This is a genomic window from Nostoc sp. CALU 546, from assembly GCF_048836525.1.
The window spans coordinates 1-23,372 of record NZ_JAWJTF010000026.1 but is presented as its reverse complement, the minus strand read 5'-3'; the positions used below and the strand labels follow the sequence as shown (position 1 = coordinate 23,372).

18 protein-coding genes are annotated in these 23,372 nt (G+C 40.8%); 10 read left to right on the top strand and 8 right to left on the bottom strand.

Annotated elements, in window-relative coordinates; translation table 11 throughout:
• Positions 1-353: 353 nt before the first annotated feature.
• Complete coding sequence (gene cruF / locus RRG12_RS15275) at positions 354-1,256, top strand: gamma-carotene 1'-hydroxylase CruF (RefSeq protein ID WP_069074917.1); 903 nt, start codon at positions 354-356, stop codon at positions 1,254-1,256.
• A 96-nt stretch (positions 1,257-1,352) separates the two neighbouring features.
• Here the strand turns inward: cruF and RRG12_RS15270 are convergent, their stop codons facing one another.
• The gene (locus tag RRG12_RS15270; protein ID WP_420759882.1) at positions 1,353-3,263 is read right to left on the bottom strand and encodes an NACHT domain-containing protein; all 1,911 of its coding nucleotides are present in this window, start codon (positions 3,261-3,263) and stop codon (positions 1,353-1,355) included.
• Between the two features lie 373 nt (positions 3,264-3,636).
• Here RRG12_RS15270 and RRG12_RS15265 point away from each other — a divergent pair, with 373 nt between their 5' ends.
• Positions 3,637-4,515, top strand: coding sequence for a phosphodiester glycosidase family protein (locus RRG12_RS15265; protein ID WP_420759881.1), 879 nt, complete (start codon positions 3,637-3,639; stop codon positions 4,513-4,515).
• 219 nt (positions 4,516-4,734) lie between these two features.
• On the opposite strand, the gene RRG12_RS15260 is transcribed toward RRG12_RS15265, so the two are convergent.
• Complete coding sequence (locus RRG12_RS15260; protein WP_420759880.1) at positions 4,735-7,014, bottom strand: glycoside hydrolase family 10 protein; 2,280 nt, start codon at positions 7,012-7,014, stop codon at positions 4,735-4,737.
• 271 nt (positions 7,015-7,285) lie between these two features.
• Here RRG12_RS15260 and RRG12_RS15255 point away from each other — a divergent pair, with 271 nt between their 5' ends.
• Positions 7,286-7,597 carry a threonine dehydratase gene (locus tag RRG12_RS15255; protein WP_420759879.1) on the top strand — a complete coding sequence of 104 codons (312 nt, stop codon included), beginning with the start codon at positions 7,286-7,288 and terminating at the stop codon, positions 7,595-7,597.
• Positions 7,598-7,923: 326 nt separating this feature from the next.
• Here RRG12_RS15255 and RRG12_RS15250 read toward each other — a convergent pair whose 3' ends face one another.
• The 3 genes from RRG12_RS15250 to RRG12_RS15240 all read right to left on the bottom strand — a co-directional run bounded on the left by RRG12_RS15250 (position 7,924) and on the right by RRG12_RS15240 (position 9,039).
• Positions 7,924-8,301: a type II toxin-antitoxin system VapC family toxin gene (locus RRG12_RS15250; protein ID WP_420759878.1), complete on the bottom strand. Its 378-nt coding sequence runs from the start codon at positions 8,299-8,301 to the stop codon at positions 7,924-7,926.
• A complete protein-coding gene (locus RRG12_RS15245) occupies positions 8,291-8,536 on the bottom strand; it encodes a hypothetical protein (RefSeq protein ID WP_338044515.1) in 246 nt (81 codons plus the stop codon). The genes RRG12_RS15250 and RRG12_RS15245 overlap by 11 nt, the downstream gene beginning before the upstream one ends.
• A gap of 293 nt (positions 8,537-8,829) precedes the next feature.
• Positions 8,830-9,039 carry a hypothetical protein gene (locus tag RRG12_RS15240; RefSeq protein ID WP_094352741.1) on the bottom strand — a complete coding sequence of 70 codons (210 nt, stop codon included), beginning with the start codon at positions 9,037-9,039 and terminating at the stop codon, positions 8,830-8,832.
• Between the two features lie 366 nt (positions 9,040-9,405).
• Here RRG12_RS15240 and RRG12_RS15235 point away from each other — a divergent pair, with 366 nt between their 5' ends.
• The 5 genes from RRG12_RS15235 (at position 9,406) to RRG12_RS15215 (ending at position 15,814) form a co-directional block, all read left to right on the top strand.
• Positions 9,406-10,455 carry an adenosine deaminase gene (locus tag RRG12_RS15235; RefSeq protein WP_069074925.1) on the top strand — a complete coding sequence of 350 codons (1,050 nt, stop codon included), beginning with the start codon at positions 9,406-9,408 and terminating at the stop codon, positions 10,453-10,455.
• 302 nt (positions 10,456-10,757) lie between these two features.
• Positions 10,758-12,518 carry a DNA mismatch repair endonuclease MutL gene (gene mutL / locus RRG12_RS15230; RefSeq protein ID WP_420759877.1) on the top strand — a complete coding sequence of 587 codons (1,761 nt, stop codon included), beginning with the start codon at positions 10,758-10,760 and terminating at the stop codon, positions 12,516-12,518.
• A gap of 238 nt (positions 12,519-12,756) precedes the next feature.
• Complete coding sequence (locus tag RRG12_RS15225; RefSeq protein ID WP_420759876.1) at positions 12,757-14,457, top strand: ATP-binding protein; 1,701 nt, start codon at positions 12,757-12,759, stop codon at positions 14,455-14,457.
• Between the two features lie 144 nt (positions 14,458-14,601).
• Positions 14,602-15,126, top strand: coding sequence for a DUF937 domain-containing protein (locus tag RRG12_RS15220; RefSeq protein WP_069069399.1), 525 nt, complete (start codon positions 14,602-14,604; stop codon positions 15,124-15,126).
• 133 nt (positions 15,127-15,259) lie between these two features.
• The gene (locus tag RRG12_RS15215; RefSeq protein WP_069069398.1) at positions 15,260-15,814 is read left to right on the top strand and encodes a pyridoxamine 5'-phosphate oxidase family protein; all 555 of its coding nucleotides are present in this window, start codon (positions 15,260-15,262) and stop codon (positions 15,812-15,814) included.
• A gap of 51 nt (positions 15,815-15,865) precedes the next feature.
• On the opposite strand, the gene RRG12_RS15210 is transcribed toward RRG12_RS15215, so the two are convergent.
• Positions 15,866-16,507 (bottom strand): transaldolase family protein, encoded by a 642-nt coding sequence (locus RRG12_RS15210; RefSeq protein ID WP_420759875.1) that lies wholly within the window; start codon positions 16,505-16,507, stop codon positions 15,866-15,868.
• Between the two features lie 284 nt (positions 16,508-16,791).
• Positions 16,792-18,192: an ATP-binding protein gene (locus RRG12_RS15205; RefSeq protein WP_420759874.1), complete on the bottom strand. Its 1,401-nt coding sequence runs from the start codon at positions 18,190-18,192 to the stop codon at positions 16,792-16,794.
• A gap of 612 nt (positions 18,193-18,804) precedes the next feature.
• On the opposite strand from RRG12_RS15205, the gene RRG12_RS15200 reads away from it, so the two are divergent.
• Complete coding sequence (locus tag RRG12_RS15200; protein ID WP_420759873.1) at positions 18,805-19,506, top strand: response regulator transcription factor; 702 nt, start codon at positions 18,805-18,807, stop codon at positions 19,504-19,506.
• 573 nt (positions 19,507-20,079) lie between these two features.
• Positions 20,080-21,552, top strand: coding sequence for a glycosyltransferase (locus tag RRG12_RS15195; RefSeq protein WP_420759872.1), 1,473 nt, complete (start codon positions 20,080-20,082; stop codon positions 21,550-21,552).
• A 153-nt stretch (positions 21,553-21,705) separates the two neighbouring features.
• Here RRG12_RS15195 and recA read toward each other — a convergent pair whose 3' ends face one another.
• The gene (recA, locus tag RRG12_RS15190; RefSeq protein WP_069069393.1) at positions 21,706-22,785 is read right to left on the bottom strand and encodes a recombinase RecA; all 1,080 of its coding nucleotides are present in this window, start codon (positions 22,783-22,785) and stop codon (positions 21,706-21,708) included.
• Positions 22,786-23,372 lie beyond the last annotated feature (587 nt).

The following is a 23,372-nucleotide window of genomic DNA, read 5'->3' as shown; positions in this document are numbered from 1 at the left end:
CATCGACCTGCACCTTTAATGCATCGACCTGCACCTTTGATGCATCGACTTGTACCTTTGATGCATCGACTTGTACCTTTGATGCATCGACTTGTACCTTTGATGCATCGACTTGCAAAAATTAACCTTAAATATGCGATTTGGTGAGGGTTTTAAACTCGGTTATTCATCCGCCAGCGATGCACTGAGTTTCGACTGCGCTCAACTACCGCCGGTCGTTGTGTCTGTCATACAGAATTCATTCTGAATTCTGACTCCTGACTCCTGAATTCTGTTCGATAAATGCTAGGAGATTTTTAACCAATGGCTAGGATGAATAGCACTTCATTAGCAGCGAGTAAAAAGGAATTATCATGAGAAAACTTGTTATTGCTGAACGCGTAAGCCTCATTGGTCATATCGTATCAACAGTATTTGGATTGGTAGGAATACTACTGGTTATACCTAATGCCCAAGTAATTTTTAACTTATCCGAGCTTGCACAAACTGCCATCCAATGGAGTATGGCAGGAGGCGGTGTAGTTTATATGATTTTAGGTGCAGCAGGTGTTTTCTTGTATGCCACGCGGATTTTGGGTTTAGGTCGCGCCTTAGCATTTCTGTTGCCATCAGTATTTATTTCTCTAGGAAGTGAATTACTAGGAACCAGTACTGGTTTTCCATTTGGTCATTATAGTTACTTAAGCGGTTTAGGTTATAAGATTGCGGGTTTAGTCCCATTTACAATTCCCTTGTCGTGGTTTTATTTGGGATTTGTTTCTTACCTACTGGCACGCGCAGGTTTAGAAGTGGACAAAAAACCCAATTTGTGGCGGCATATAAGTGCGATCGCTTTGGGTGCTTTATTACTAACCTCCTGGGATTTTGTTCTCGATCCTGCAATGAGTCAAACTTCTCTACCCTTTTGGTATTGGCAACAACCAGGCCCCTTCTTTGGAATGCCTTACCAAAACTTTGCGGGGTGGCTGGGTACTAGCTCAGTATTTATGGCTGTGACTGCACTGTTGTGGAGAAATAATCCTATTAACTGGGAGCGATCGCAACTTAATATACCTTTTGCAGTTTATTTAAGTAACTTTGGTTTCGCTACAGTCATGAGCTTAACAGCTGGATTCTTTGTACCTGTGTTGCTAGGCTTGTTGCTGGGTGTCACACCCGCAGTGCTGCTGTGGTTGAAAGGCTCACCTACACCTGTCCAAGTTCCCATTGAATCACCAGAAATCTCTGTAGCTAGAGTTAAAGTTACAGCGAAATGAAAGGGCATTAGGAGTGCTGAGTTAGGAGTTAGGAGTTTTGTTTACCCCCTTGTCCCCTCATCTCCCCCACTCCCCCTGCCATTCTCGCTTGGAGAGTTATTTTATCGGCAATAACAAACTAGCTTCAATCTCTTGCCGCACAAGGTCTGTTATCTCACAGTTGCTATTGAGGCAATCGAGAAGCAACTGATTGGCATCGTCATATTGTTGCAATACTTGCTGTTGCTGTGGGCTGAAGTGCCAGTGATGCTCAATGTTTCGATGCTTTAAAAATTTTTGCAAATATGGATCTTGAGCAACTAACGCATCAATTTCTTGCTTCATCAACAGTACCAAAAAATCTGCATTCCGTAGCATAGCAACCGTTAACAAAAAGATTTCACGCCACCTGGGTTCAGTAATATGAGTTACCAAACTTTCTAACGGTTGTTTTAATGCTTGCAAATTATAACTGGCAACGATTTTTCGAGCAGTCAGGTATTCTTGAAATGTCAAATAAGAGAAAGAAAAAATACCCCGCACTCGTTCTGCGAGTAATCCATGTTGCAACTCTATCGCCTGAAGTACCCCTTCACTATCTAATTGCAATTCCTCTGGTTCTGTGGAAGCATTCGGCAAATCACCGATATAATCGCTAATGTGTTGCTCAACAATACGTTGTTCAAAAAAGTAATTACCCTGCTCAAATGTTGCGCTAGCAACCTGACTCAGCAACTTAAGTTTTTGTGGTAATGAAAAATCTTGGTATACTTCATCCCGCTCAATTGGTTTAGTTTTGTCCCATTTGCCGAGTAGGAGGTCTAAACATTGCTTATAAAATGCAGGTTTTTGGGTTGGGAATTTGTTCTGGTGATGAAAAACCCAGCAGGCGAGATGCAAAAACAAGGGAGTGACAGCAAGTCTCCGAAATTGCAAATTTTCAGGTAAATCTAGTTTCTCAATAAACTCAAATGCCTGTTCTTGTTTATCCTGGATGTTCGTTTTCGTAACTGCTGTAAACCACTTCTGAGCAAAAGCAACAATTTGATCTTGACTAAAAGGGGCAATTTCAACATCTGTAAAGCGTCTGATGTTGAAAGCTTTAGCTGCCGTGCGGCAGGTGACGACAAACATATTCTTTTGATATTTTTCAGATAGTCTGCGAATCTCATTGACGACACCAATGCTTTCTTGATGGAGTACTTCATCTAATCCATCCAGCAATAGCAACACTCTGCCCTCCAACAACAAAGTTTCCGGCACAGATGGATCTGAAATTCCACAGGTGAGGAATTCCTTGCAAATATAATTGAGTAAATTGAACTCTCCTGCAACTCTCGTTTCGTCGGCAAAATCTCTTAAGGTGACAAAAATAGGAACCCGATTTGCAGCAAATCTCCCTCGGTTGCATTGAATTGCCAGATGTTGTAAAAAAGTGGTTTTACCTGCTCCCGGTTTACCCAACACCCGCAGCTTTGAATAAGTTTGAACTGCTGCGATTCCCGCCATTTGTGTCTGGGATACTTCACCTAAACCAAAGCGATCGAATTCTTTTGATGTAAACTTTTGCAAATCAGCAAACTCTAACCATTGAAGGCTAGCAATCTCCTCCAAAATGTTGACATCGATGTAAATATCGTCTAGTATAACCGGGCGAGTAACATCTAATAACTGCAAAGTGCCGCACTGGTCTTGAATTTTGTCGAAGCGTTGCGATCGCACAAATTGTACTAGAGCATCAATATCTAAAAATTCAGCAGCACCAAGTTCTTTTGATTCGCTTAATTCTTCTGGAGGATTATCCGCAATCTCCCGCCAATTCAACGACAACACAGAACAAATTTCTATAAAGATATGACGCTCAACTGGACGCCCAGTAAAAAATCGCCAAATTGGTTGGCGAGTCTTTAAGTTAACTTCAAAAGCCAAGTTGTCTTGTGTCCACCCCTTATGAGCAAACGCTTTTTTAGCTTGTTCAATCCCAGGGAGTGATGCTTGGAGCGATCGCTTTACCATAGAATTACACACATCAGATAAAAATTCTTCATCTTGACATCATTGCTACATCTAGTTTCGGAACTACTTAGAAACTATTTAAGTTTTTTTAAATGCTAATGATTTATTTAAAGCATCTTCCCCTAATATCCTCTCATTGCATAATTTTCAGTTAAACATGATTGCTTTAAGTGTTATTTTTAACTTTTTATTTTGTGTATTAGGAAATTTTGGTGTATTTAATAACTCTAGTGCTGCGGCAATCTAAACTTTTATGTAAGATTAAATGTCGCTGTCATTGTACCACTCCTTTACGGTTATGTATAAAATTAACCTAATATTGTAAGAAACTAGCAAGATAAATGAAACCAAACTTGATAAGCTAATTAACGCAGTGGATTTAAATGTGAGAAAAATCAAACTACTGGCTTTGATATTAATTAGTTTGACAATGGTGTTGTGGTTTAATTTGCGTTCTTCAACACCGTCAATACTGACTGTTGCATCTTCACCACCAAAAACTATTCGCTACTTCGAGCGCACTTTGCCCCAAAGCATCGCTCACATTTTGTTAATTCCAGCGAATAGCAGATTTTTGGTGACTCCTGCACTATCACAGAAGGTAGCCACTGTAGAGGAATTTGCCCAGAAGCATCGAGCCGTAGCTATTTTGAACGCAGGCTTTTTTGACCCAGTTAACCAAAAATCTACATCCTATGTCAGCCTACAAGGGAAGTTGGTAGCTGACCCCAAGGAAAATGAGCGACTGGTGAACAATCCCAACTTAAAACCTTACCTGAGTCAAATATTCAATCGTGCAGAATTCCGCCGCTACTTATGTGGGCAAACTATCCGCTATTCCATTGCCCTACATAGTCGGTCACCACCAGCAGGTTGTCAGTTAGTCGATGCTATCGGTGCTGGCCCAGGTCTATTACCAGAACTCACGTCAGTAAAAGAGGGCTTTGTGGATAATGCCAATAAACGAGATGCACTTGGCAGTAACCAACCCAATGCCAGGACTGCTGTGGGTATAACCCGTGATGGCAGCGTTATTTTAGTTATGGTGGCTCAAAAACCCTCGACTCCTGCTAACTCTGGGATATCCTTACCAGCATTAGCTGATTTTATGAAAACTCTTGGTGCTGATCAAGCGATGAATCTGGATGGCGGGAGTTCGTCTTCACTTTATTACAAGGGCAAAACCTTTTACGGGAAGGTTGATTTGGAAGGAAATCCTATCAAGCGTCCCGTGAAATCAGTTTTGCTGGTTCAGGAAAATTAGTTTTGAAGGCTATCTGAGAGAGGAAGTCTTTACCCGGATTTCTCACCACACCTATTAAAGTCTGCGCTTGTGCAGGGGAGAAGTAATAAGTAATGAGTAAGAAGTAAGAAGTAAGAAGTTTTTACTCATTACTCATTACTCATTACTCATTACTCATTACTTCTCTTCTCCTCCATCAAACGCCTTGAGAAGAGTGAGAAATGCGGGTTTACTTTCCTCTTACCGCCGACTGCGAAAACCCTGTCTTCCATTAACTTGGTCAAAGAGGACATCATATTTATCAAAAAATGCGATGCCAGTATTTACAAATATAGGAAGTTCTGACTGCGGCGAGATACTCAAATTCCAGCGATTAAATCCGTCGCGGGTTCCTGGTGCCAAGCTGTAATCAAAAATGCTATTAATTCCTACTTTCAGAGCATTTGCTGAACGTAACACTCCTGGTTTGAGTTTACCTGCTGTAGAAGCTGACTTAAATTCAGTCAAACCATTAATGGTTCCAGTATCAGTGATCATTTTGCCATTACAAGAATTTTTAGCAGAACTCCCAGCAAGAGTTAAACAAACTTTACTCAGTTGAGAGTCCCATCTGTTACCGGGTACACCATTAATTTCACTTTGTTTACTCCAAGGAGCCATTTTGAAACCTGCTTGATTATTGGCAGTCAAACCGAGAATTAGGCTGCCATTGTTGTTACTACCATTATTTCCCATCACTATAAATCCGTTACTCAGATTGCCTGGTAATTTTCTCAACGGATTATAGAGAAGTGACTTTTCAAAATAGTTGACACCGATAATACCGGAAAATGGCGCACCACTCTTTGCTGAACAATTAGGCTTTTGGGCAATACATTGGCGGCTAGTAACAATCTGTACCGGAACGGGTTCTGCGGCGGGAAGCAAACCAAATCGGACATTAGTATAAACTAATTCTCCCTCTAGGATAGTACCATCACTTAATACTTCCTTGATATTTTCTCCCGTTCTGCGGATTGGAGCATTACCTAAAAACTCTTTGGGAACTCGCAGCCCTGCTGACCCTGTATCTAATAAGATACGCTTTGGTTGACCATTTGCGATCGCCATTTCTAGAAAATAGCCGCGAACACGTTGGCCAAGGGAAGGTTTTGGATATAAAGGTAGGGATATGGTATCAAAAGTTGGTTTTCGGGGTGTATTTTGAGAGATATCGCGCAACGCTGGTTTTGGGAAAAGAGCCGCAAATGCTGACTGGCGTTGCGCTGCTGGTTCCGGGGCGATATCCCAAAGGCTTTCGTAGTAGAAAAAGCCGCTACCTAAACCGCGTTCTTGCGCTGCTTGTACCTGGGATTGGATTTGTGGCATGGAAACTGGACGATTTCGTAACCCAGCCATAATACCGATACCAGTTGGGATGACTTTTTGGGTTTCTAAAATTTCTGGGCGATTAATTTGAGCGATAAAACTTTCTAAATCATTACGGTATACCTGCATGACCAACTCATCCACAATACCCAACCGTACCCAGTTCAGCCAGTCTTGCAGTTGCAGCTTGTAAGCAAAATCATAGTAATTGGGAGAAACTGCGAAGATAGCATTCGGTTTTCGGGCTTTCACGGTTTGGTGGAGGTGTACCATGAATGCAGTAATTTTATCTGCCCGCCATTTTATCCATGCTTGGGCTTGGGGATTAGGTGGAGGAGGATTGCCAGTTTCTTGAGTATATAAATTAATTGTGTATTTATCGTAACCAAAATCCACAGGTAAACTCATGTGGTCGTCAAATTGAACGCCATCAGCATCGTATTGAGTAATAACTTCCATCACGAGTTCGGTGATAAGCTTTTGCACTTCGGGGTGAAACGGATTCAACCACGCGACTTCACCCGCAGCACTAATTGAAGTTTGAGTCCCATCCCGTTTTTGTGTCAGCCAATCTGGATGCTGAGATGCAAGTTCCGAAGTTAGGGGAACCATGAAACCAAATTCAAACCAGGGTATTGCTAGTAGACCTTCTCTGCGGGCTTGGCTGATAATGTCTGCAATCACATCTTGTCCATCTGTCCCCTTGAAGAAGAAGGGAATACCCTTTTTTTGCATGATGGCGCTGGGGTAATGTGTATAGCCATCGTTCCACACGACTGGATAAACGGTGTTAAAGTTTAACTGCCGCAGTTGGCTCATAGCTGCTTGCACCTTTGAGCGATTTCGGAAAACGCTAAAATCGTTACCACTCAGCCACACCCCCCGAATTTCTTGACGAGGTTGAGGAGGTAGTTGGGCAATAGCAGGAGCAAAAGTATTGAGTAGCAATACCGCAAGAAATGATATCAGACATAATAATGGCAACAGACGCTTCCTTAAAAGCCACCAACCTTGACGAACGAAAGGCACTCTACCAGACGCTTTGCGTAGCTTGCTGCGACATAGGAGTAAACCTCTACGCATAGGCTTAAATAGTAAGTTAGTTAGAGTAGCATTGATTTCTATGGTTTTTCCCCAGAACTGAGTTGTCATTACGTCTACTGACTAAATAAGGTTTATTGGTTATATTTAATTCCATATCAAGGTTAAATTGCTGCACCAGGAAAACTGATACAGTAATTTAGCTGCAATATGGTTGACGCAGTTATAGAGTTAGTAGTGCCAAATAGAAATGTTGCAAATGTAACCTGTAAGAAGTTCTCGTTGCTCTCATGCCTACGCCTGGTAGATTTTTTGCATAGCACCATTCGCTCCTATTGGAATTAAGTCACAATGATAATAGGCAATCATAGAGGGTGCTGTTATGTTTCGTTTAACTCAAACTGTTCGGAACTTGTTCCTTCGTCTTCAAGGCTTGTTTGGTATTCTATTCAAAAGTGTTTCCAATTCCGTAGGAAATTTATTTGGTTTTTTTGCCAAGCTTTTCGGATTTAGTAGTTCTGGTTATTTCTTGGAATCTGATGAAGTGCAAGGTATAAAACAAGCTTCTGCAAAAGAGCCAATTGAAACGAATCGGGATAACACTGCTAAAATTCCTACCACTAACCGCCGTCGTTCTAATGCCAAAATTGACGACTACTACCTCAACATGGCTCGTGATGTGAAAAAGAATTAACAAAAGCCATCAATTGGAAGGTGATCTTAGTAATGCGTTAGCGTACCACTCCGTGGAAGCAAGCTACGCGCAACGTCTGGTAGATAAGCTCGCCGTAGGCATCGCTTTGCCAGGGTAAGATCATCTCAATTAGGGTTGACATAAGGACTCAAAAGACTTTTAGCCTGCACTATGCCTAAATGTTAGTAGTGCGTAGGCATAGCTCATCGTAGACATCGTTTTTAGATCGAAAAAAATAGCCAAAGCTTTCTTTTGCTTATCGCTTGAGCATTGCGGCGCTCAAGCTACAGAATTTTTGTTTGACTTTTTTACTTATTGTGTAGGGACTAACAATTAATTACTGTTAAAATTGTTATCTTCGCAAACTCTTGATCGGCAGTCACCAAACTTGCTGAATTTTGGATCGCCATTGCTGCAATGATTGCATCTGGTAGTTTCAACCGATATTGTTGGCGAATTTCAATGATTTTCTTAATCAAAACAGCATCACTCGCCACTAAATTGACAACCTCAACTCGTTGCAAAAACTGCTCAAAAAGCTGGTAATCCTCTTGACTCAGCCCAGAAAACGCGAGAAATTCAATTTGGCTAATAACTGAAACTCCAATCCAATCAGCACCTTGAAGTAATTGAATAAGTTGAGAACTTCCTTGAAGCAGAGCTACTATCGCATTCGTATCCAACACGTAGCGATTACCACTCATCGCGTAGATTTCTCTGCATTGCTACCGCATCTCCCCGCCAAGTTAATCTCCCGACTAAATCAGAGAAATCATAACTAGGTTGCTTTTCCTCTGACGAAACTGGATTCAAAACAACTACAATGTCCACTTCAACCGCCGCTAACTGCGTTGGAATATTAAGATTTAAATAACCTGATTCATCGATTTTAGTTGTAAGTTTTAAAACTTCCATTGCCAAATAATTAGTAAACCTCATCTTATTCTAAATTTTGTAGAGCGAGCATTGCTCAATCAGATCCCCAGAACCCCGACTTTTTTGAAAAGTCGGGGTTCTTGTACCTCACAATAAATCCTATTCTCATTCCCTATTCTCGCTAGCCGCTAAAAAAATCTGTTACCAAAACAGAAATTCTCTGATATAAAGCACAAAATACGCAACCACGTTGCTGTTTCTCCAGGGTTTTCAACCTACCTTTAACAAAAGTTTTGTCCAGCTTGAGGCTGGACAATAGTTAGAAATATTTTTGAGATGGAATATTTACTTGATTTTTAACTTACCAAATCAACTAAGGCGTTGCTTTGAAAGCGGACTATAGATGAAACTGAGCATCCGCGATAATTCTCAGAGGTGAATACTGATAGTGTGATATTAGCTTGACCGGGATCTAAAATGCGCTTTACCTTGCAGGTTTGCATTTTGTTGTTGCAGTAAGCAATAATGCGATCGCCAGCCTTGACTTCTAACGCTTGAATTTTCAATTAATACCAACCTTGCCAGGAGTTTGCTTAGTTAAAGGAAAAATATATTGCTATATTTTACTTGCTCAACAATAGCAATGTTGTTTTATTGTAACACAAAAATTAATTAAAGACATCAATGGTATCAATTTAATCTTGATAGTGTCAAGTTTATTCATCCTCAAAACAGTATTAAATGCTGGATTTTCAGAAAATAAGGAAAAAATATCGACCTTCACCTAGCATTTAGGCTGGAGCCTCTGTTGAAAAATCCAGATAGTGTAAACCTCTGCTCGAACTTCTCTGAAGCCAAATTTTTTCGAGTACAGATTTTTTCTTTCTATGTTTTTGTTACAATTATTGAAATTTTTACCCAAAAATACCACTATGGCTTTATATGCTGAATTACATAGACATCTGGGCGGCTCCGTCGTACCACGAGTTTTATGGCGATATTTCGAGCGACATTCTTCAGAGTTGATTTCCCGCTTTGCTGACTATTCAGACTTTGAAGATTTTTATACTCGCCCACGCAACACCTTGGATGAGTATCTAGAATTACACACCTTGGTAGAAAGTGTGCAAACTGTGGATACTTTGCCTTACTTTATTTATCGCTTGGTGCGGGGTGCTTACATTTTTGAAAATTTGGCTTATCTGGAACTGCGTTACACTCCCTATCTACGAACACCTGAGCATCTGAATCAATCTGAAAGAATTGACAAGATGACAGAAATTGTGCAGGTAGTAGGACTTGCCAGCCACCAGCCAGAACATCCGATTGTTACTAGCCAAATTCTCTGTATGCACACACGTCTACCTTATGAGGTGAACAAGGCGATTGTTGATTTGGCGGCGCAAAACAAGCAGTATGTCTGTGCAGTAGATGTAGCGGGGGGTGATAGCTATTACGCCGATCGCTTAGAAGAATGGATTAGCTTATATGATTATGCGCGATCGCTGGGTGTCAACACAACGGGACATCTATATGAAACCACCGCAGGTTGTTATCCAGAACTATTACCCTTTTTAATGCGAATTGGTCACGGCATCCAAATTCCCCTATTGTATCCAGAGTTACTTAATGATGTAGCTAAACGCGGACAATGTTTAGAAGTTTGTCCGACAACTTACCTGAAAACAGGTACTTTGCAGGATATACGTCAACTAAAATTAGTTTTTGACCGTTGTTTTGATGCTGGGGTTGATATCGCTATTTGTACTGATAATGCTGGATTGCACAATGTGCGTCTACCCTTTGAGTACGAAAATCTCTTGACTTACGACATTATTAGTTTTGAACAACTACAAGCTTGTCAAGATGCAGCTTTCCGTCATGCTTTTGCTTGGCCCTACAGTCAACGTCCCGCATCCCTGTTAAACGGTTTACTGAAACCTGAACCACCTAAAGTTTTGGCTATGAGAGATACTAATTAACAATCACATAGAAATATCCATAAATTAAGGTGATTTCATGTTAATTAATGTTGCAATCCCTGATTTTTTCTGATGCTGTAGAGAAAGTTGTGTGACTCCTGACTTCTGAATTCTTCTTCAATTGTGGTTCCTTTTTTGTTGATTTGGATTTTTGCTATAAGTCTTACGGAGGGAAGATTTGGCTTCACCAGAAAATTCTCAAAAATCATCTTTTAATTGAGTTTAGTTGACAATTAATAAAAATTTCTCATAAATTTCCCCCATTATCTCCCTGTGCCCCTAGAAGCTATAAACTATAATTTATGGCATCTACTATTCAAGCTCTACCAACAGAAGTCGTATATATCATTACAGCTGGTGAGGTAATCGACTCTTTAGCTTCTGTGGTGCGGGAATTGGCAGAAAATTCCCTAGACGCAGGTGCAACGCGAATTGTCGTTTCTCTATGGCCGCAGCAATGGCGAATTCGTGTTGCAGATAATGGTTGTGGAATGAACCTAGATGATTTGCAACAAGCAGCGACAGCCCACAGCACCAGTAAAATTCGATCTAGTGCCGATTTGTGGAAAATTAACAGTTTAGGGTTTCGGGGTGAGGCGTTGCATAGTTTGGCGACTCTGGCAGATTTGGAAATTTTGAGTCGTCCTGTAGGTGGAAAATTAGGATGGCGGATGGTTTACGGTGACGCCGGGGAAGTTGTGGAAGTTGAAGTAACTGCGATCGCACCTGGTACAGTGGTTACAGTTTCCAATCTTTTCGGTAATTGCTCATCTCGTCGTCAGGGATTACCCACAACAGCACAGCAAATGAAAGCCGTGCAAGCCACAATTCAACAAATCGCTATGTGTCATCCCCAAATCACCTGGCAGATTTGGCAAAATGACCGTCAATGGTTCACCATTTGTCCCGCTATCACAACTGGGCAGCTGCTACCGCAGATTTTACCGCAAGTGCGACAAGGTGACTTGCAAGAACTAAAACTCGAAATACCCAACCCTCCAAACTCCTATACAGAAGACGCGATGAATCGCGTCTCTACTTCAGACTCTTGTACAGACGCGATTCATCGCGTCTCTCCCCACTCAGCACTAAATTTAGTGGTAGGATTACCCGATCGCATTCATCGTCATCGTCCAGATTGGGTACGTGTAGCTATCAACGGCAGGATGGTGAAGACGCCGGAACTAGAGCAAACCATATTATCAGCATTTCACAGAACATTACCACGCGATCGCTATCCAATTTGTTTTCTACATCTTGCCATTTCCCCCAATCAAATTAACTGGAATCGCAATCCAGCAAAAACAGAGATTTATCTCAATGAAATCATTTATTGGCAAGAGCAAATTACCCAAGCAATTAACCAAGCACTCAGCATCTCTTCTAACAATCTTAAAGAAGCTGTTCACACAACACGAGTTAGTAAATTACTCAAAGCCGCAGAAGCCAAAGGCGGCTACAATTTCAATCCTCAAAATCCTAACGAAAATCCCAAAACTCCTAACTCCTCACTCTCAACTCCTAACTCCTTAAAAGCTGTCGCTCAAGTTAGCAATACTTACATTGTGGCGGAACATTCAGGTGGGATGTGGTTAATAGAACAGCACATTGCCCATGAGCGAGTTTTATATGAGCAATTATGCGATGATTGGCAACTTGTACCCGTCGAACCGCCAATAATTCTTTATCAATTATCGCCAGCGCAAGTATCGCAACTACAACGAATCGGTTTAGAAATAGAACCCTTTGGCGAACAACTTTGGGCAGTTCGTAATATCCCCGCCCCTTTGCAGCAGCGAGACGACTGTGCAGAAGCAATTTTAGAACTTAGTTGGGGAGGCGACTTACAAACAGCCCAAGTAGCCGTCGCCTGTCGCAGTGCTATTCGTAACGGTACACCAATGAATCAACAAGAAATGCAGACACTTTTAGATAATTGGCAACGCACTCGCAACCCCCGCACCTGTCCCCACGGACGCCCAATTTATCTATCCTTAGAAGAATCAGCTTTAGCTCGGTTTTTCCGGCGGAATTGGGTAATTGGTAAAAGTCATGGAATTTGATGTTTTTGGCAATACATTCGAGAACTGAAGGTTTTTAACCCGCACAGGCGGGTTTTGTCTGTATAGCCGCGACTTCTAATCTTCATAATTTCAGTATTTTTCGCTAGGGTAGAAAAAAGCAACTTTTGATAAACTAAGAGCGCATTTTGGATCAAATGTGTTCTTACTCACTTGCGGCTGGATTTCTTGTTTTTGATGAAAAAACACCTACTAAAAAAATTCAACAGCGAGTTGTACCATGATTGCGACACCTAAATTAAGATACTTAAACTGGGTAAAACAAGGATTTCACCAGCTTAGTATTCGGCAAAAAATTTTTTATGGCTACGGTTTGGCTTTGGGAATTGCAGTTTTGGGAACAACAGCGGGGTTGGTAATAGGCGATCGCTATTTCCAGCAAGCTAAACAACAAATGATCGTGGTTGATGAAGAAGGAAGCTTGTTAAGTAGTTTGCAAGGCGAACTGTTGGAAATACAGATTCGCCAACAAGAAATACTGCCTTTTTTGCAGCAGCCGCAATCTTTGCAAAGGGGAATTGCTGATTTCAAAAGCGATGTAGCGGATACCGAAACCTTGCTTGCTCAAGTGCAGGAATTTAGTCAAACTATTTCGCAAAGAGATTTACAAACTCTGTTCAAAAAGCATAACAGCACGATAGCCGGATATTTTGAACAATTCAGGTTACTAATTCGGCAAATTTTGCCATTAAGTTCACAGCCATCGGGAGCTACAAAAGCACAGCAATTAATCTCGAAATTCAGTCAAAGTCAGGATGCTCTCAAGTTTTATCAATTTGCCAATGAGTTAACCGACTTTGCCAAAACGCTTCAAAAACGGCAAGAGGAGGCTCATTTAGCTCAAGAAAAGGCTGCGCTAATCCAAGCTCAGATTATTATTGTTAGTATGCTGGTGTCAGTGGCGATCGCAGCCATCCTGGCTTTCTACACAAGTAAAATCATCGCCTATCCCATTAACGCGGTGACGAATATTGCCCAAAGAGTTACTCAAGAAGCTAATTTTGACTTGCAAGCACCTGTAATTACACAAGATGAAGTCGGAGCGTTAACTAGCTCCCTCAATCAACTTATTCAACAGGTGAAGCACCTTTTAGAAGAACAACAAGCCGAATCCCAAATCCGACTCATTCAAAGTGAGAAAATGTCTAGTTTAGGAAGGATGCTGGCTGGTGTCGCCCACGAAATTAATAATCCAATAAATTTCATTTCTGGAAACCTCGTACACGCGAAAACCTATACTGAGGATCTATTAGCGCTACTGCAAACATACAAAGCCGAAGTTCCTCACCCTTCCCCTGCGGTGGAAACATTAGCAGAAGAAATTGATTTGGAATTTTTGGAAGCAGATTTGCCAAAACTCTTCAACTCAATGACAGTTGGCGCTGACCGCACGCGAGAAATTGTGCGGAGTTTGAAAGATTTCTCTCGTTTAGATGACGGGGAAGTGCAGTTAGTAGAGCTACACGCTTGTCTAGATAGTACACTGTTGATTCTGAACAATCGCCTGAAAAATGGGATTAGCCTTGTTCGCAATTATGGAGAGATTCCACCGATTCCAGGCTATACAGGTTTACTTTATCAGGTATTTATGAATCTTCTCAGCAATGCCATCGATGCATTAGAGGAAAAATTGGCTGAAAATCCCGAATTTTTACCCGAAGTTACCATTATCACAGAATGTTGGCAGAATGATTTAGCGATCGTGCGAATTGTCGATAATGGCCCTGGTATTTCACCAGAAAATCAGCAAAAGATATTTGAAACATTTTTTACAACCAAACCACGCGGTATTGGTACAGGTTTGGGGCTAGCGATCGCATATCAGATTGTGGTAGAAAAACATCAAGGTAAAATTACTTGCAAATCTGAGCTAAATCAAGGAACAGAATTTGCGTTGGCTTTACCAATTTCTCATCCTTAAGCTAGTAGCTTTCAAAATTTTATTCGTTCATTATGAAGCTTGCGTGTCTTAATGTTTTAGAATACTGACGCAAGTCTGCCTATACATAAAGACTCGAAGCTAGTTTTGGCATAGCTTTTTGAGAACAAAGGAAAAAACAAACTTATGGGACTTTTCGATCAAATTCTTGGTGCCGTCGCTAATCCCAATCAACAGGGCAGTTTAGGTCAGTTGGGAAGTATTGTTAACACTGTACAGCAGTTGAGCGATCGTACAGGTGCAGACCCATCTACCATCCAATCAGTTTTGTCAATTGTGGGTGGTCAAGTGCGTTCTGCTTTACAACAAAAGCAAGCCACAGATGGGAATGAAGCCGCACAAAGTATAGTGAATCAATATGCTGGGACTTCTCCTAACCCCCAAGCCGTCAACTCGCTATTTTCTCCTCAGATACAACAACAGGTAGCTCAGATTGCTGCCCAACGCACTGGGTTAGATGCGGGGATAGTTCAACAATTGCTACCTTTAGCCGTACCTTTGGTACTGAATTTTTTGCAATCAGGTGCTAATGCTCAAAATCCCCAAGCTGGCGGAAATTCTGTACTGAATTCCTTCTTAGATGCTGACGGTGATGGTGATGTCGATATTGCTGATGCCATCCAAATGGCTAGTCGATACATCAGACGGTAACACTTTTCTCTACTCCCCACTCCCCTCCAATAAGCCCCTTGTCATCAGACATCGGCAATTAGGCCTTGCTAGATTCTGAGCTAAGACATAGGCTGAGAAGATAGGAAATTTGCAAATATAAATCAGACAGTCTATGTCTAAAGTTTTTGACTGTATTACTGAGGAAATGCAAGCCTTTATTGCTGCCCAACACCTTTTCTTTGTTGGCTCTGCACCTTTGAGTCCTACGGGCCATATTAACCTGTCTCCTAAAGGTCTGGATTGCTTTCGCATTTTCTCTCCCAACCGAGTAGGTTACGTAGACCTCACAGGTAATGCTAACGAAACATCCGCCCATTTGGAAGAAAATGGGCGGATAACCTTTATGTTTTGCGCCTTTGAGGAACCTCCCTGTATCCTGCGTCTTTACGGTCAAGGAAGCACGATTCTACCGAATTCTCCAGACTGGAACTCTCTTTACTCTCAGTTTTTGCCGATACCTGGAACTCGTCAAATTATCGTTGCTGATATTGAAAAAATACAAATATCCTGTGGTTTTGGTGTACCACTCTATGAATATCGAGGTCAGCGCCAGACTCTAGTAAACTGGGCTAATAAAAAAGGCGAAGACGGAGTTAGAGAATATCAACAGCAGAAAAATCTCGTCAGCATTGACGGTTTAGCAACACCACTGAGTAAATTAACCTAAATTTGCCTAATGGATTATTCAGATTTTAGAGTGAACATTATCATGCCCAACTTACGAATTACTTAAACCGATGCCTCCTTTAGCGAATTCTTCAACAGTTTTTTGTGAAAATTCATGAGTTGCGATCGCTTGCAACATTGCCAGTGGTAAAGTCAAATGATGCGCCCCGGCTTGCAATGACGCTGCTGCTTCTTCAGGAGATTTGATACTAGCTGCCAAGATTTCCGTATCACTGCCTTTGAGTACGCTAGCCATATCCCGCACCAAAGCAATACCATCACCCAATAACCGAGTAGCTCGATTTACATAAGCTATGGCAATTTTAGCTCCTGCTTCCCGTGCTACTGCTGCCTGTGCTGCACTGTAAATCGCTGTCACTGAACAGGTAATTTCTGGTGATAGACTCGCCACCACTTCAAAACCTAACGGTGTTGCGGGAATCTTCAAAATTGTTTGTGAACCAATAATCTCGAAAGCTTTTTTACCTTCAGCTAGCATCCCAGCTTTATCAGATGCCATAAGTTGATAGTATAACGGGCCATTCGTCAAGCGAACCAATTTTTTCAGCGTGGTTTCTGGTGGAGTATCGCTTTGAGACAACAGCGTGGGATTTGTGGTAATACCTTTCACCCATCCCCAAAGTTTAACAACTTCAGCTTCCGATGCGATCGCTGAATCCAGATATAGTGCCATAATTTTTCCTGAATCGATTGTTAAAATTAATTTACCAGATGTGCAACTTAAACTTTCTTACCTATCAAAATATTCTGTCTTATTTCCTAGCCCGTAGCATACTATAGGAATCCGCTTTGATTTCTGAAATAATTTGGNNCTTAGTTGTACTGATTTTTTAAAAAACAACGTACAACTCAAAAAGCCTATTTTTCGCCAACGCAAGTAAGTTCAAAAATCAAACCGGATTCCTATATTGATTCAGGACTGCCATCCGAAACTAGTTCATGAGCAAGATATTTTCATTAATTATGGCTGCTTAATTTATTCTTGACTATTACTGTTCCCTGTTGGGGAAATTTTATCGTGAAACTTGTTCCACCTCCTATCTCAGTATCTACATAAATTTCTCCATGATGTATTTCTAAACATTTTTTCACCACAGCCAATCCTAGTCCACTACCAACAATCTTGCCTACATTATTAGCACGATGAAAAGGCTCAAACAAATGCTGATGAAATTCTGAAGGAATTCCTATCCCATTATCTTTGACTTGGAAAATTATTGTGTGTGGTTCACAACTAAGAATTAAAAAAATATTTCCCTCTGGAGGTGAATATTTCATTGCATTTGAGAGTAAATTAGTCAAAATCGAATACAGTATATTTTCATCTAATTTGGCATGAGTACAGTTACCTTGACTGATAAATTTAATAGTATGCTGTTGTTGATTACAAAATTGGAGGTCTTCTATTAAATTAATGCAAAATGCTTCCAAATCCATCAGTTCTGGATTAAATTCCAATTTACCAGCTTCTGCCCTAGTCAAAGTTAAAATATCGGTTAGTAACTGGTTCATTGACCTAGCTGAAGATTGAATGCGATACAGATTTTTAAGTTTCTTCTCTTCTGTCCACTGCTGATTACTTTGAGCCAATAGTTGAGCAGACCCTAAGATAATACTCAATGGTGTACGAAATTCATGGGATACCATTGAAAAAAAGCGCAATTTCAATTCACTAAGTTCTTTTTCTTGAGCTAGAGTTTTTTGAATAGTTTCTGCTTGCTGGCGCTTAACTAATTGTTGATAAAGCAAGGCATAAACCCCTAGTAAAATAGCAAAACTCAAGAAAGTACCGAGGAATTCAATCAACATCCGGTTGCGGATATTATCTTGAGAATCTCTGACCGAAATTTGCAATAACTGTTCCTCCCTAGCTTGCATTTGGGTAAGTATTTCACGGATTTGATTCCGGTTTTGATTGCCTTGAATAATTAGAGGTGCTTGAATAGCAAAGCTTGATTTACCTGTTTCTTTGAGATTAATTGACTGTTTAGATAACTCAACTCTTTGAGTAATGAAGAATTTTAGCTTCGTTAGTTGCTGCTGTTGAGAGGAGTCATCAGCAATTTGTTGCTGCAACTTTTGGACTTTAGTATCTAGGCTTTGCATTGCCTGATAGTAACGTTTTAGTTCTGATTGCTCTCCATATAGGATATAACCCCTACGTCCTGCTTCTGCATCGGTTAGTGTAGCAAAAATGTCGATAATATTTTTCATTACCTCATGCGTATCCTTCACTTGATTGCTACTTGCAATTAACTGAGTAGCATTTTGGTAAGAAATAAGACTAGCTGTACCCATTAATAATAAACACAAGCCAAAACCAGAGGCAATCCATTTTCTTTCCAGCGACCATTTCATAGAAACAATCAATTAATCGTTCAGAGTCCACATCTTAGCCAAGAGCTTATATCAAAGTAAATATTTTCCAACAGAAGCCTAGTACCGCAAGGCGGAATTAAAAATTAAAAATCAAGACAGCGTAAGGGTTTTGTTGATTGGGAATGGGTGGTTTATTTCCGCCGTGCTGTACTAGTTCAGAATTACTTTTATTACTAACCGATTTCTACCCGATTTTTGCCTTTTATCTCCACAACTAGTTGTTAAAATTTTATATAAAATCAATCTCCTTGCACTAAAATGTCTCCAAATAAATTTAATTATTTGTTTGGAGAATTTTAATTTTATCAAACAGAATTCAGGAGTCAGGAGCCAGAATTCAGGATGAATAAATGGGTTTAAGACCCCCACCAAATTGAAAATTTGGTAGTCTACAATGAGTGGCGGGTCAGAATCACTCTTGTGGGGGATTCTGACCGGAGCTAACGGAAACGTCTCCGGCTCCGCTCCTGAATTCCGGCTTCTGAATTCTTCTTCAAATATTTCCTCGTCCTAAATCAAATTGAAAGTATTAAAGTATTAAGGTTAGATATTGGGATTCATCCTAGTTTTTAATTCACAAATATTCTAACAATGCGGATTTTGGTAGTTGAAGATGATGTACAGCTAGCAGAAATGCTGATGGAAGCCCTAATTGATCGTCAATATGTGGTAGATGTGGCTCAAGATGGAGAACAAGCGTGGGATTGCATCAAAGTCTTGGAATATGATTTAGTGGTGCTAGATATTACCTTACCCAAGTTAGATGGTGTGAGTTTTTGTCAACGCTTGCGATCGCCTATTGGGGAGCGGAGCATGTCGCGCAATCGCACAATACCTGTACTCATGTTAACAGCACGCGATACCCTTGGTGACAAAATTACCGGGTTGGATGCTGGGGCAGATGATTATATGGTCAAACCTTTTGAAATGTCAGAGTTAATGGCTCGTGTTCGCGCACTGTTGCGCCGTAATAATGCCACCACATCTTTCCTAGACTTTGGTTGGGGTAATCTGCGTTTAAATCCTAGCACTTATGAAGTCACCTATGCTGGCCAGTCCTTACACCTAACACCCAAAGAATTTGCTCTTTTAGAATTAATGGTTTCGAGCGGTCGGCGGGTGCTAAGTCGAGCCGGAATTATTGAGCGTATTTGGTCACTGGATGATCCACCCAGCGAAGAAACTGTTAAGTCTCACATTAAGAGTTTACGGTATAAACTTAAAGACGTAGGTGCTGCCGATGATTTTATTGAGACAGTTCATGGATTGGGCTATCGCTTAAAGCAGCTTTAGAAAACTAACCGATTTCTACCTTATATTTGCCCATTATCTCCACAATTGATTGTTAAACTGCAATTAAATTACTGAAATTAACCTCATTACACTACCAGTTCTCCAAATCGATTTAATTATTGACTTGGAGAATTTTAATTTTGACCTCTGCTAACCTGGATTTATCACAAGTGAGAAATCCAAGGATTGTGGGGAGATAGAAAAAAGCAACAAACCTCACACACCTTCCACACTATGAGTGAGAAATCCGGGGCTAACACACCACAACTTTAGGATGCTGCATTCTCCTATCGCTAACATACTCTAAGTGGATTTAAAAAATAAAATATTAGTCCTAATATAGAGATTTATTTAGATAACATTACTTTTCTAATCACCGATTTTCCCCCATTACTAACCGATCTTTCAACTTTTCAAGCGTAATATATCAGAACAAAACTACGTTGGGAAGTTTATATTTCCTAGAAGGTTTTTACACGTTTATTTGGATGATAGGTAACTTTTAAAATTAGAATCTTTACTACAAGTATCTCATTTGTGAAATTTTGTGTCCTTTACAAGGAAATTTTAATTATGAATACTCTTGCCTCTTTAAATTTAGTTAAATCTCTAGAAAATTCTGCTCCAGAAGCGCCAAATTCTCAACCCCAAAATTCTCAACCCCCAAATTCTCAACCCATATATGCGCTAATTTCAGTTCATGGCGACCCTACAGCTGAAATTGGCAAAGAAGGGGCAGGTGGTCAAAATGTCTACGTGCGAGAATTGGGGTTAGCATTAGCAAAACGCGGCTGTCAGGTTGATATGTTTACCCGACGCGAACACCTCAATCAAGAAGAAATTGTGGAATTAGCACCAGGATGTCGCACTATTCGTCTAAATGCTGGGCCAGCAGAATTCATTTCTAGAAATAATTTATTTGAATATCTACCGGAATTTGTAGAAGCTTGGCTGAATTTTCAAAACCGAACAGGCCATAGCTATGCATTGATTCACACTAATTATTGGCTTTCTGGTTGGGTAGGATTGGAACTTAAATCTCGATTGGGATTACCTCAAGTTCATACCTATCACTCTATAGGGGCAGTTAAATACCGCAATGTGGAGAATCCGCCGCAGATTGCTGCAATTCGTGATTGTGTGGAGAAGGCTACTTTAGAACAAGCAGATTATGTCATATCCACTAGCCCTCAAGAAGTAGAAGACTTACGTCAGTTAATTTCGCAACATGGACGTATTAAAGTTATTCCGTGCGGAATCAATACTGAACACTTTGGTTCTGTAAATCGAGAAGTTGCTCGCCAACAGTTGGGAATTGCTCCAGATTCTCAGATTATCTTGTATGTAGGACGCTTTGACCCCCGCAAGGGAGTTGAAACCCTAGTAAAAGCCTGCGCCACTTTGCCTGATTCATTTCAACTCTATCTAGTTGGTGGTAGCCGCGAAGATGGAGAAGACTTCCAAGAACAGCAACGCATTCAAACTTTGGTGAACGAACTGGGATTGAAAGCAGTTACAGTTTTTACGGGACGAATTTCTCAAGCGCTCTTACCTACTTACTATGCCACTGGGGATATCTGCGTTGTACCGAGTTACTACGAACCTTTTGGTTTAGTTGCGATTGAAGCAATGGCAGCCGGAACACCTGTAATTGCTAGTAATGTGGGAGGATTGCAGCATACGGTGGTGCATGGTGAAACCGGACTTTTAGTTCCTCCCTGTGATTCTAAGGCATTGGCGATCGCTATTCATAGTCTGCTAAAAAATCCGACCCTAAAACAGAGCTATGGCAATGCTGCACAAAATTGGGTTCAGTCCCGCTTTAGCACTCAGGGAGTTGCCGCTCAAGTTCACGAGCTTTATCAATCTTTAACACTGGATACATTTATTCAAGAAATTATTCAAACTAAAAAGCTAACTCCAGATTTGGAAAAGCAAATACAAAATTTGTTAAAGTCGAAAGCTTTGAAATCAAATGAAATTAAAGCTTTAGAAAAATTAATTGACTCTTTTTCTAATGGCATTTTCCAGTGGGCAAGCACTTAGGGACTTCAAACTAAAAAAATATCCCATCGCTTTCGCAAGCAGGGGAGGAAGAATCTAATGCCCAAATCTTGATTTTTGGAAAAAATAAGGTGCGTTAGCTCTCTTCATAACGCACCTTCTATTAGCGGTTGCAGATTAATAAATCCACATTCCTTATTCTTCTGGCTCTAAATCAACTTCATCCTCTTCATCTTCTTCACTGGCTTTAGCTACGGAGTTAGCAGAAACAACAGCGCCTTTATCTAACTTTTCCCGCACCAGTTTCTTAATTTCTTCAGCAAATTCCGGCTTTTCTTCTAGATACTTAATGGCGTTGTCTCGTCCTTGGGAGATATTATCGCCGTTGTAACTATACCAAGCTCCTTTGCGGATAATAATGCCAGTTTCTTCTGCTAGGTCAACAACACAACCCAAGGTAGAAATACCTTTACCAAAAATAATGTCAAATTCCGCTATTCTGAAAGGCGGCGCTACTTTATTTTTGGCGACTTTGACTTTAACCCGATTACCATATTCATCTGTACCTTTTTTCAAGGTTTGAATCCGACGAATATCCAAGCGCACCGAGGCATAAAATTTCAATGCGTTACCGCCAGTAGTAGTTTCTGGGCTACCGTAAGTAACACCGATTTTTTGCCGCAACTGGTTGATGAAAATTACTGTACAGCCAGATTTACCAATGTTGCCAGTAATCTTACGTAGAGCTTGGCTCATTAACCGTGCTTGCAGACCAACGTGGGCGTCACCCATATCGCCTTCAATTTCAGCACGAGGAACCAGTGCTGCTACTGAGTCAATGACTACAATATCAACCGCAGCAGAGCGCACAAGCTGATCAACAATTTCCAAAGCTGATTCGCCAGTGTCAGGTTGGGAAATCAGCAAATTGTCAATATCTACACCCAATGCCGCAGCATAAGTAGGATCAAGGGCGTGTTCTGCATCAACAAAGGCAGCAATACCGCCATTTCTTTGCACTTCGGCGAGTGCATGTAGCGCTACTGTGGTTTTACCGGAACTTTCCGGCCCATAAATTTCAATTACTCGCCCCTTGGGTAAACCACCACCCAATGCTAAATCTAAAGTAAGCGCTCCACTGGAAATCGTTTCCACCCGCATCCGGGTAGCATCGCCCAGGCGCATGATTGCTCCTTTACCAAAGCTGCGCTCAATTTGGTTGAGCACCATAGTCAGTGCTTTTTGCTTGCCGGAAGTATCGGTGTTGATAGCCATTCTTACGTCTAATGCCTCTAAATATATGGTTTTAAGGAGTGTTGCTCTGGGAATTTGAGTAGAACAGATATACTATTTTAACCAGAAAATTCTGGAATAGGATTTCTCAAATCAAAAAAAGAGTATGACAAGATCGTAACTCGATCGCTACCAGATTAGGGTAGTCTTGCACAATGATACCAACTTGCATTCAGAGATAGCTTTTTTTGGCTGGGTAAGCAAGGGTTTTCAACTATTTACATAAACGAGCAGCAAATACTCTTAAGCCAGAATTGAAATGAGAAGATTTGTTTACTAAAATATAGTCAAAATGGTGGGAATAATAGTCAAACTATAGGAATCCGCTTTGATTTCTGAACGAATTTGCGTAGACAGGCAATAGGAAAGAAGGCTTCTTAGTTGTACTGAGTTTTTTCAGAAATCAAATATGAGTCCTATAGATTAAGAGGATGTTTGAAAAGTCCTCTTGTCGGTATCAAAAGTTTTAGATCCCCTTAAATCCCCCGATAAATTGGGGGACTTTGACTCCGGTTCCCCCTTTTTTAAGGCTACGGTGTACACACAAATCCTAAAAACCTAGCTTGATA

What these genes read in the sequence shown, in the direction of transcription:
- cruF (WP_069074917.1), top strand. Translation starts at nt 354, where the DNA reads ATGAGAAAACTTGTTATTGCTGAACGCGTAAGCCTCATTGGTCATATC.
- RRG12_RS15260 (WP_420759880.1), bottom strand. Translation starts at nt 7,014, where the DNA reads ATGACAACTCAGTTCTGGGGAAAAACCATAGAAATCAATGCTACTCTA.
- RRG12_RS15255 (WP_420759879.1), top strand. Translation starts at nt 7,286, where the DNA reads ATGTTTCGTTTAACTCAAACTGTTCGGAACTTGTTCCTTCGTCTTCAA.
- RRG12_RS15250 (WP_420759878.1), bottom strand. Translation starts at nt 8,301, where the DNA reads ATGAGTGGTAATCGCTACGTGTTGGATACGAATGCGATAGTAGCTCTG.
- RRG12_RS15245 (WP_338044515.1), bottom strand. Translation starts at nt 8,536, where the DNA reads ATGAGGTTTACTAATTATTTGGCAATGGAAGTTTTAAAACTTACAACT.
- RRG12_RS15235 (WP_069074925.1), top strand. Translation starts at nt 9,406, where the DNA reads ATGGCTTTATATGCTGAATTACATAGACATCTGGGCGGCTCCGTCGTA.
- mutL (WP_420759877.1), top strand. Translation starts at nt 10,758, where the DNA reads ATGGCATCTACTATTCAAGCTCTACCAACAGAAGTCGTATATATCATT.
- RRG12_RS15225 (WP_420759876.1), top strand. Translation starts at nt 12,757, where the DNA reads ATGATTGCGACACCTAAATTAAGATACTTAAACTGGGTAAAACAAGGA.
- RRG12_RS15220 (WP_069069399.1), top strand. Translation starts at nt 14,602, where the DNA reads ATGGGACTTTTCGATCAAATTCTTGGTGCCGTCGCTAATCCCAATCAA.
- RRG12_RS15215 (WP_069069398.1), top strand. Translation starts at nt 15,260, where the DNA reads ATGTCTAAAGTTTTTGACTGTATTACTGAGGAAATGCAAGCCTTTATT.
- RRG12_RS15210 (WP_420759875.1), bottom strand. Translation starts at nt 16,507, where the DNA reads ATGGCACTATATCTGGATTCAGCGATCGCATCGGAAGCTGAAGTTGTT.
- RRG12_RS15205 (WP_420759874.1), bottom strand. Translation starts at nt 18,192, where the DNA reads ATGAAATGGTCGCTGGAAAGAAAATGGATTGCCTCTGGTTTTGGCTTG.
- RRG12_RS15200 (WP_420759873.1), top strand. Translation starts at nt 18,805, where the DNA reads ATGCGGATTTTGGTAGTTGAAGATGATGTACAGCTAGCAGAAATGCTG.
- RRG12_RS15195 (WP_420759872.1), top strand. Translation starts at nt 20,080, where the DNA reads ATGAATACTCTTGCCTCTTTAAATTTAGTTAAATCTCTAGAAAATTCT.
- recA (WP_069069393.1), bottom strand. Translation starts at nt 22,785, where the DNA reads ATGGCTATCAACACCGATACTTCCGGCAAGCAAAAAGCACTGACTATG.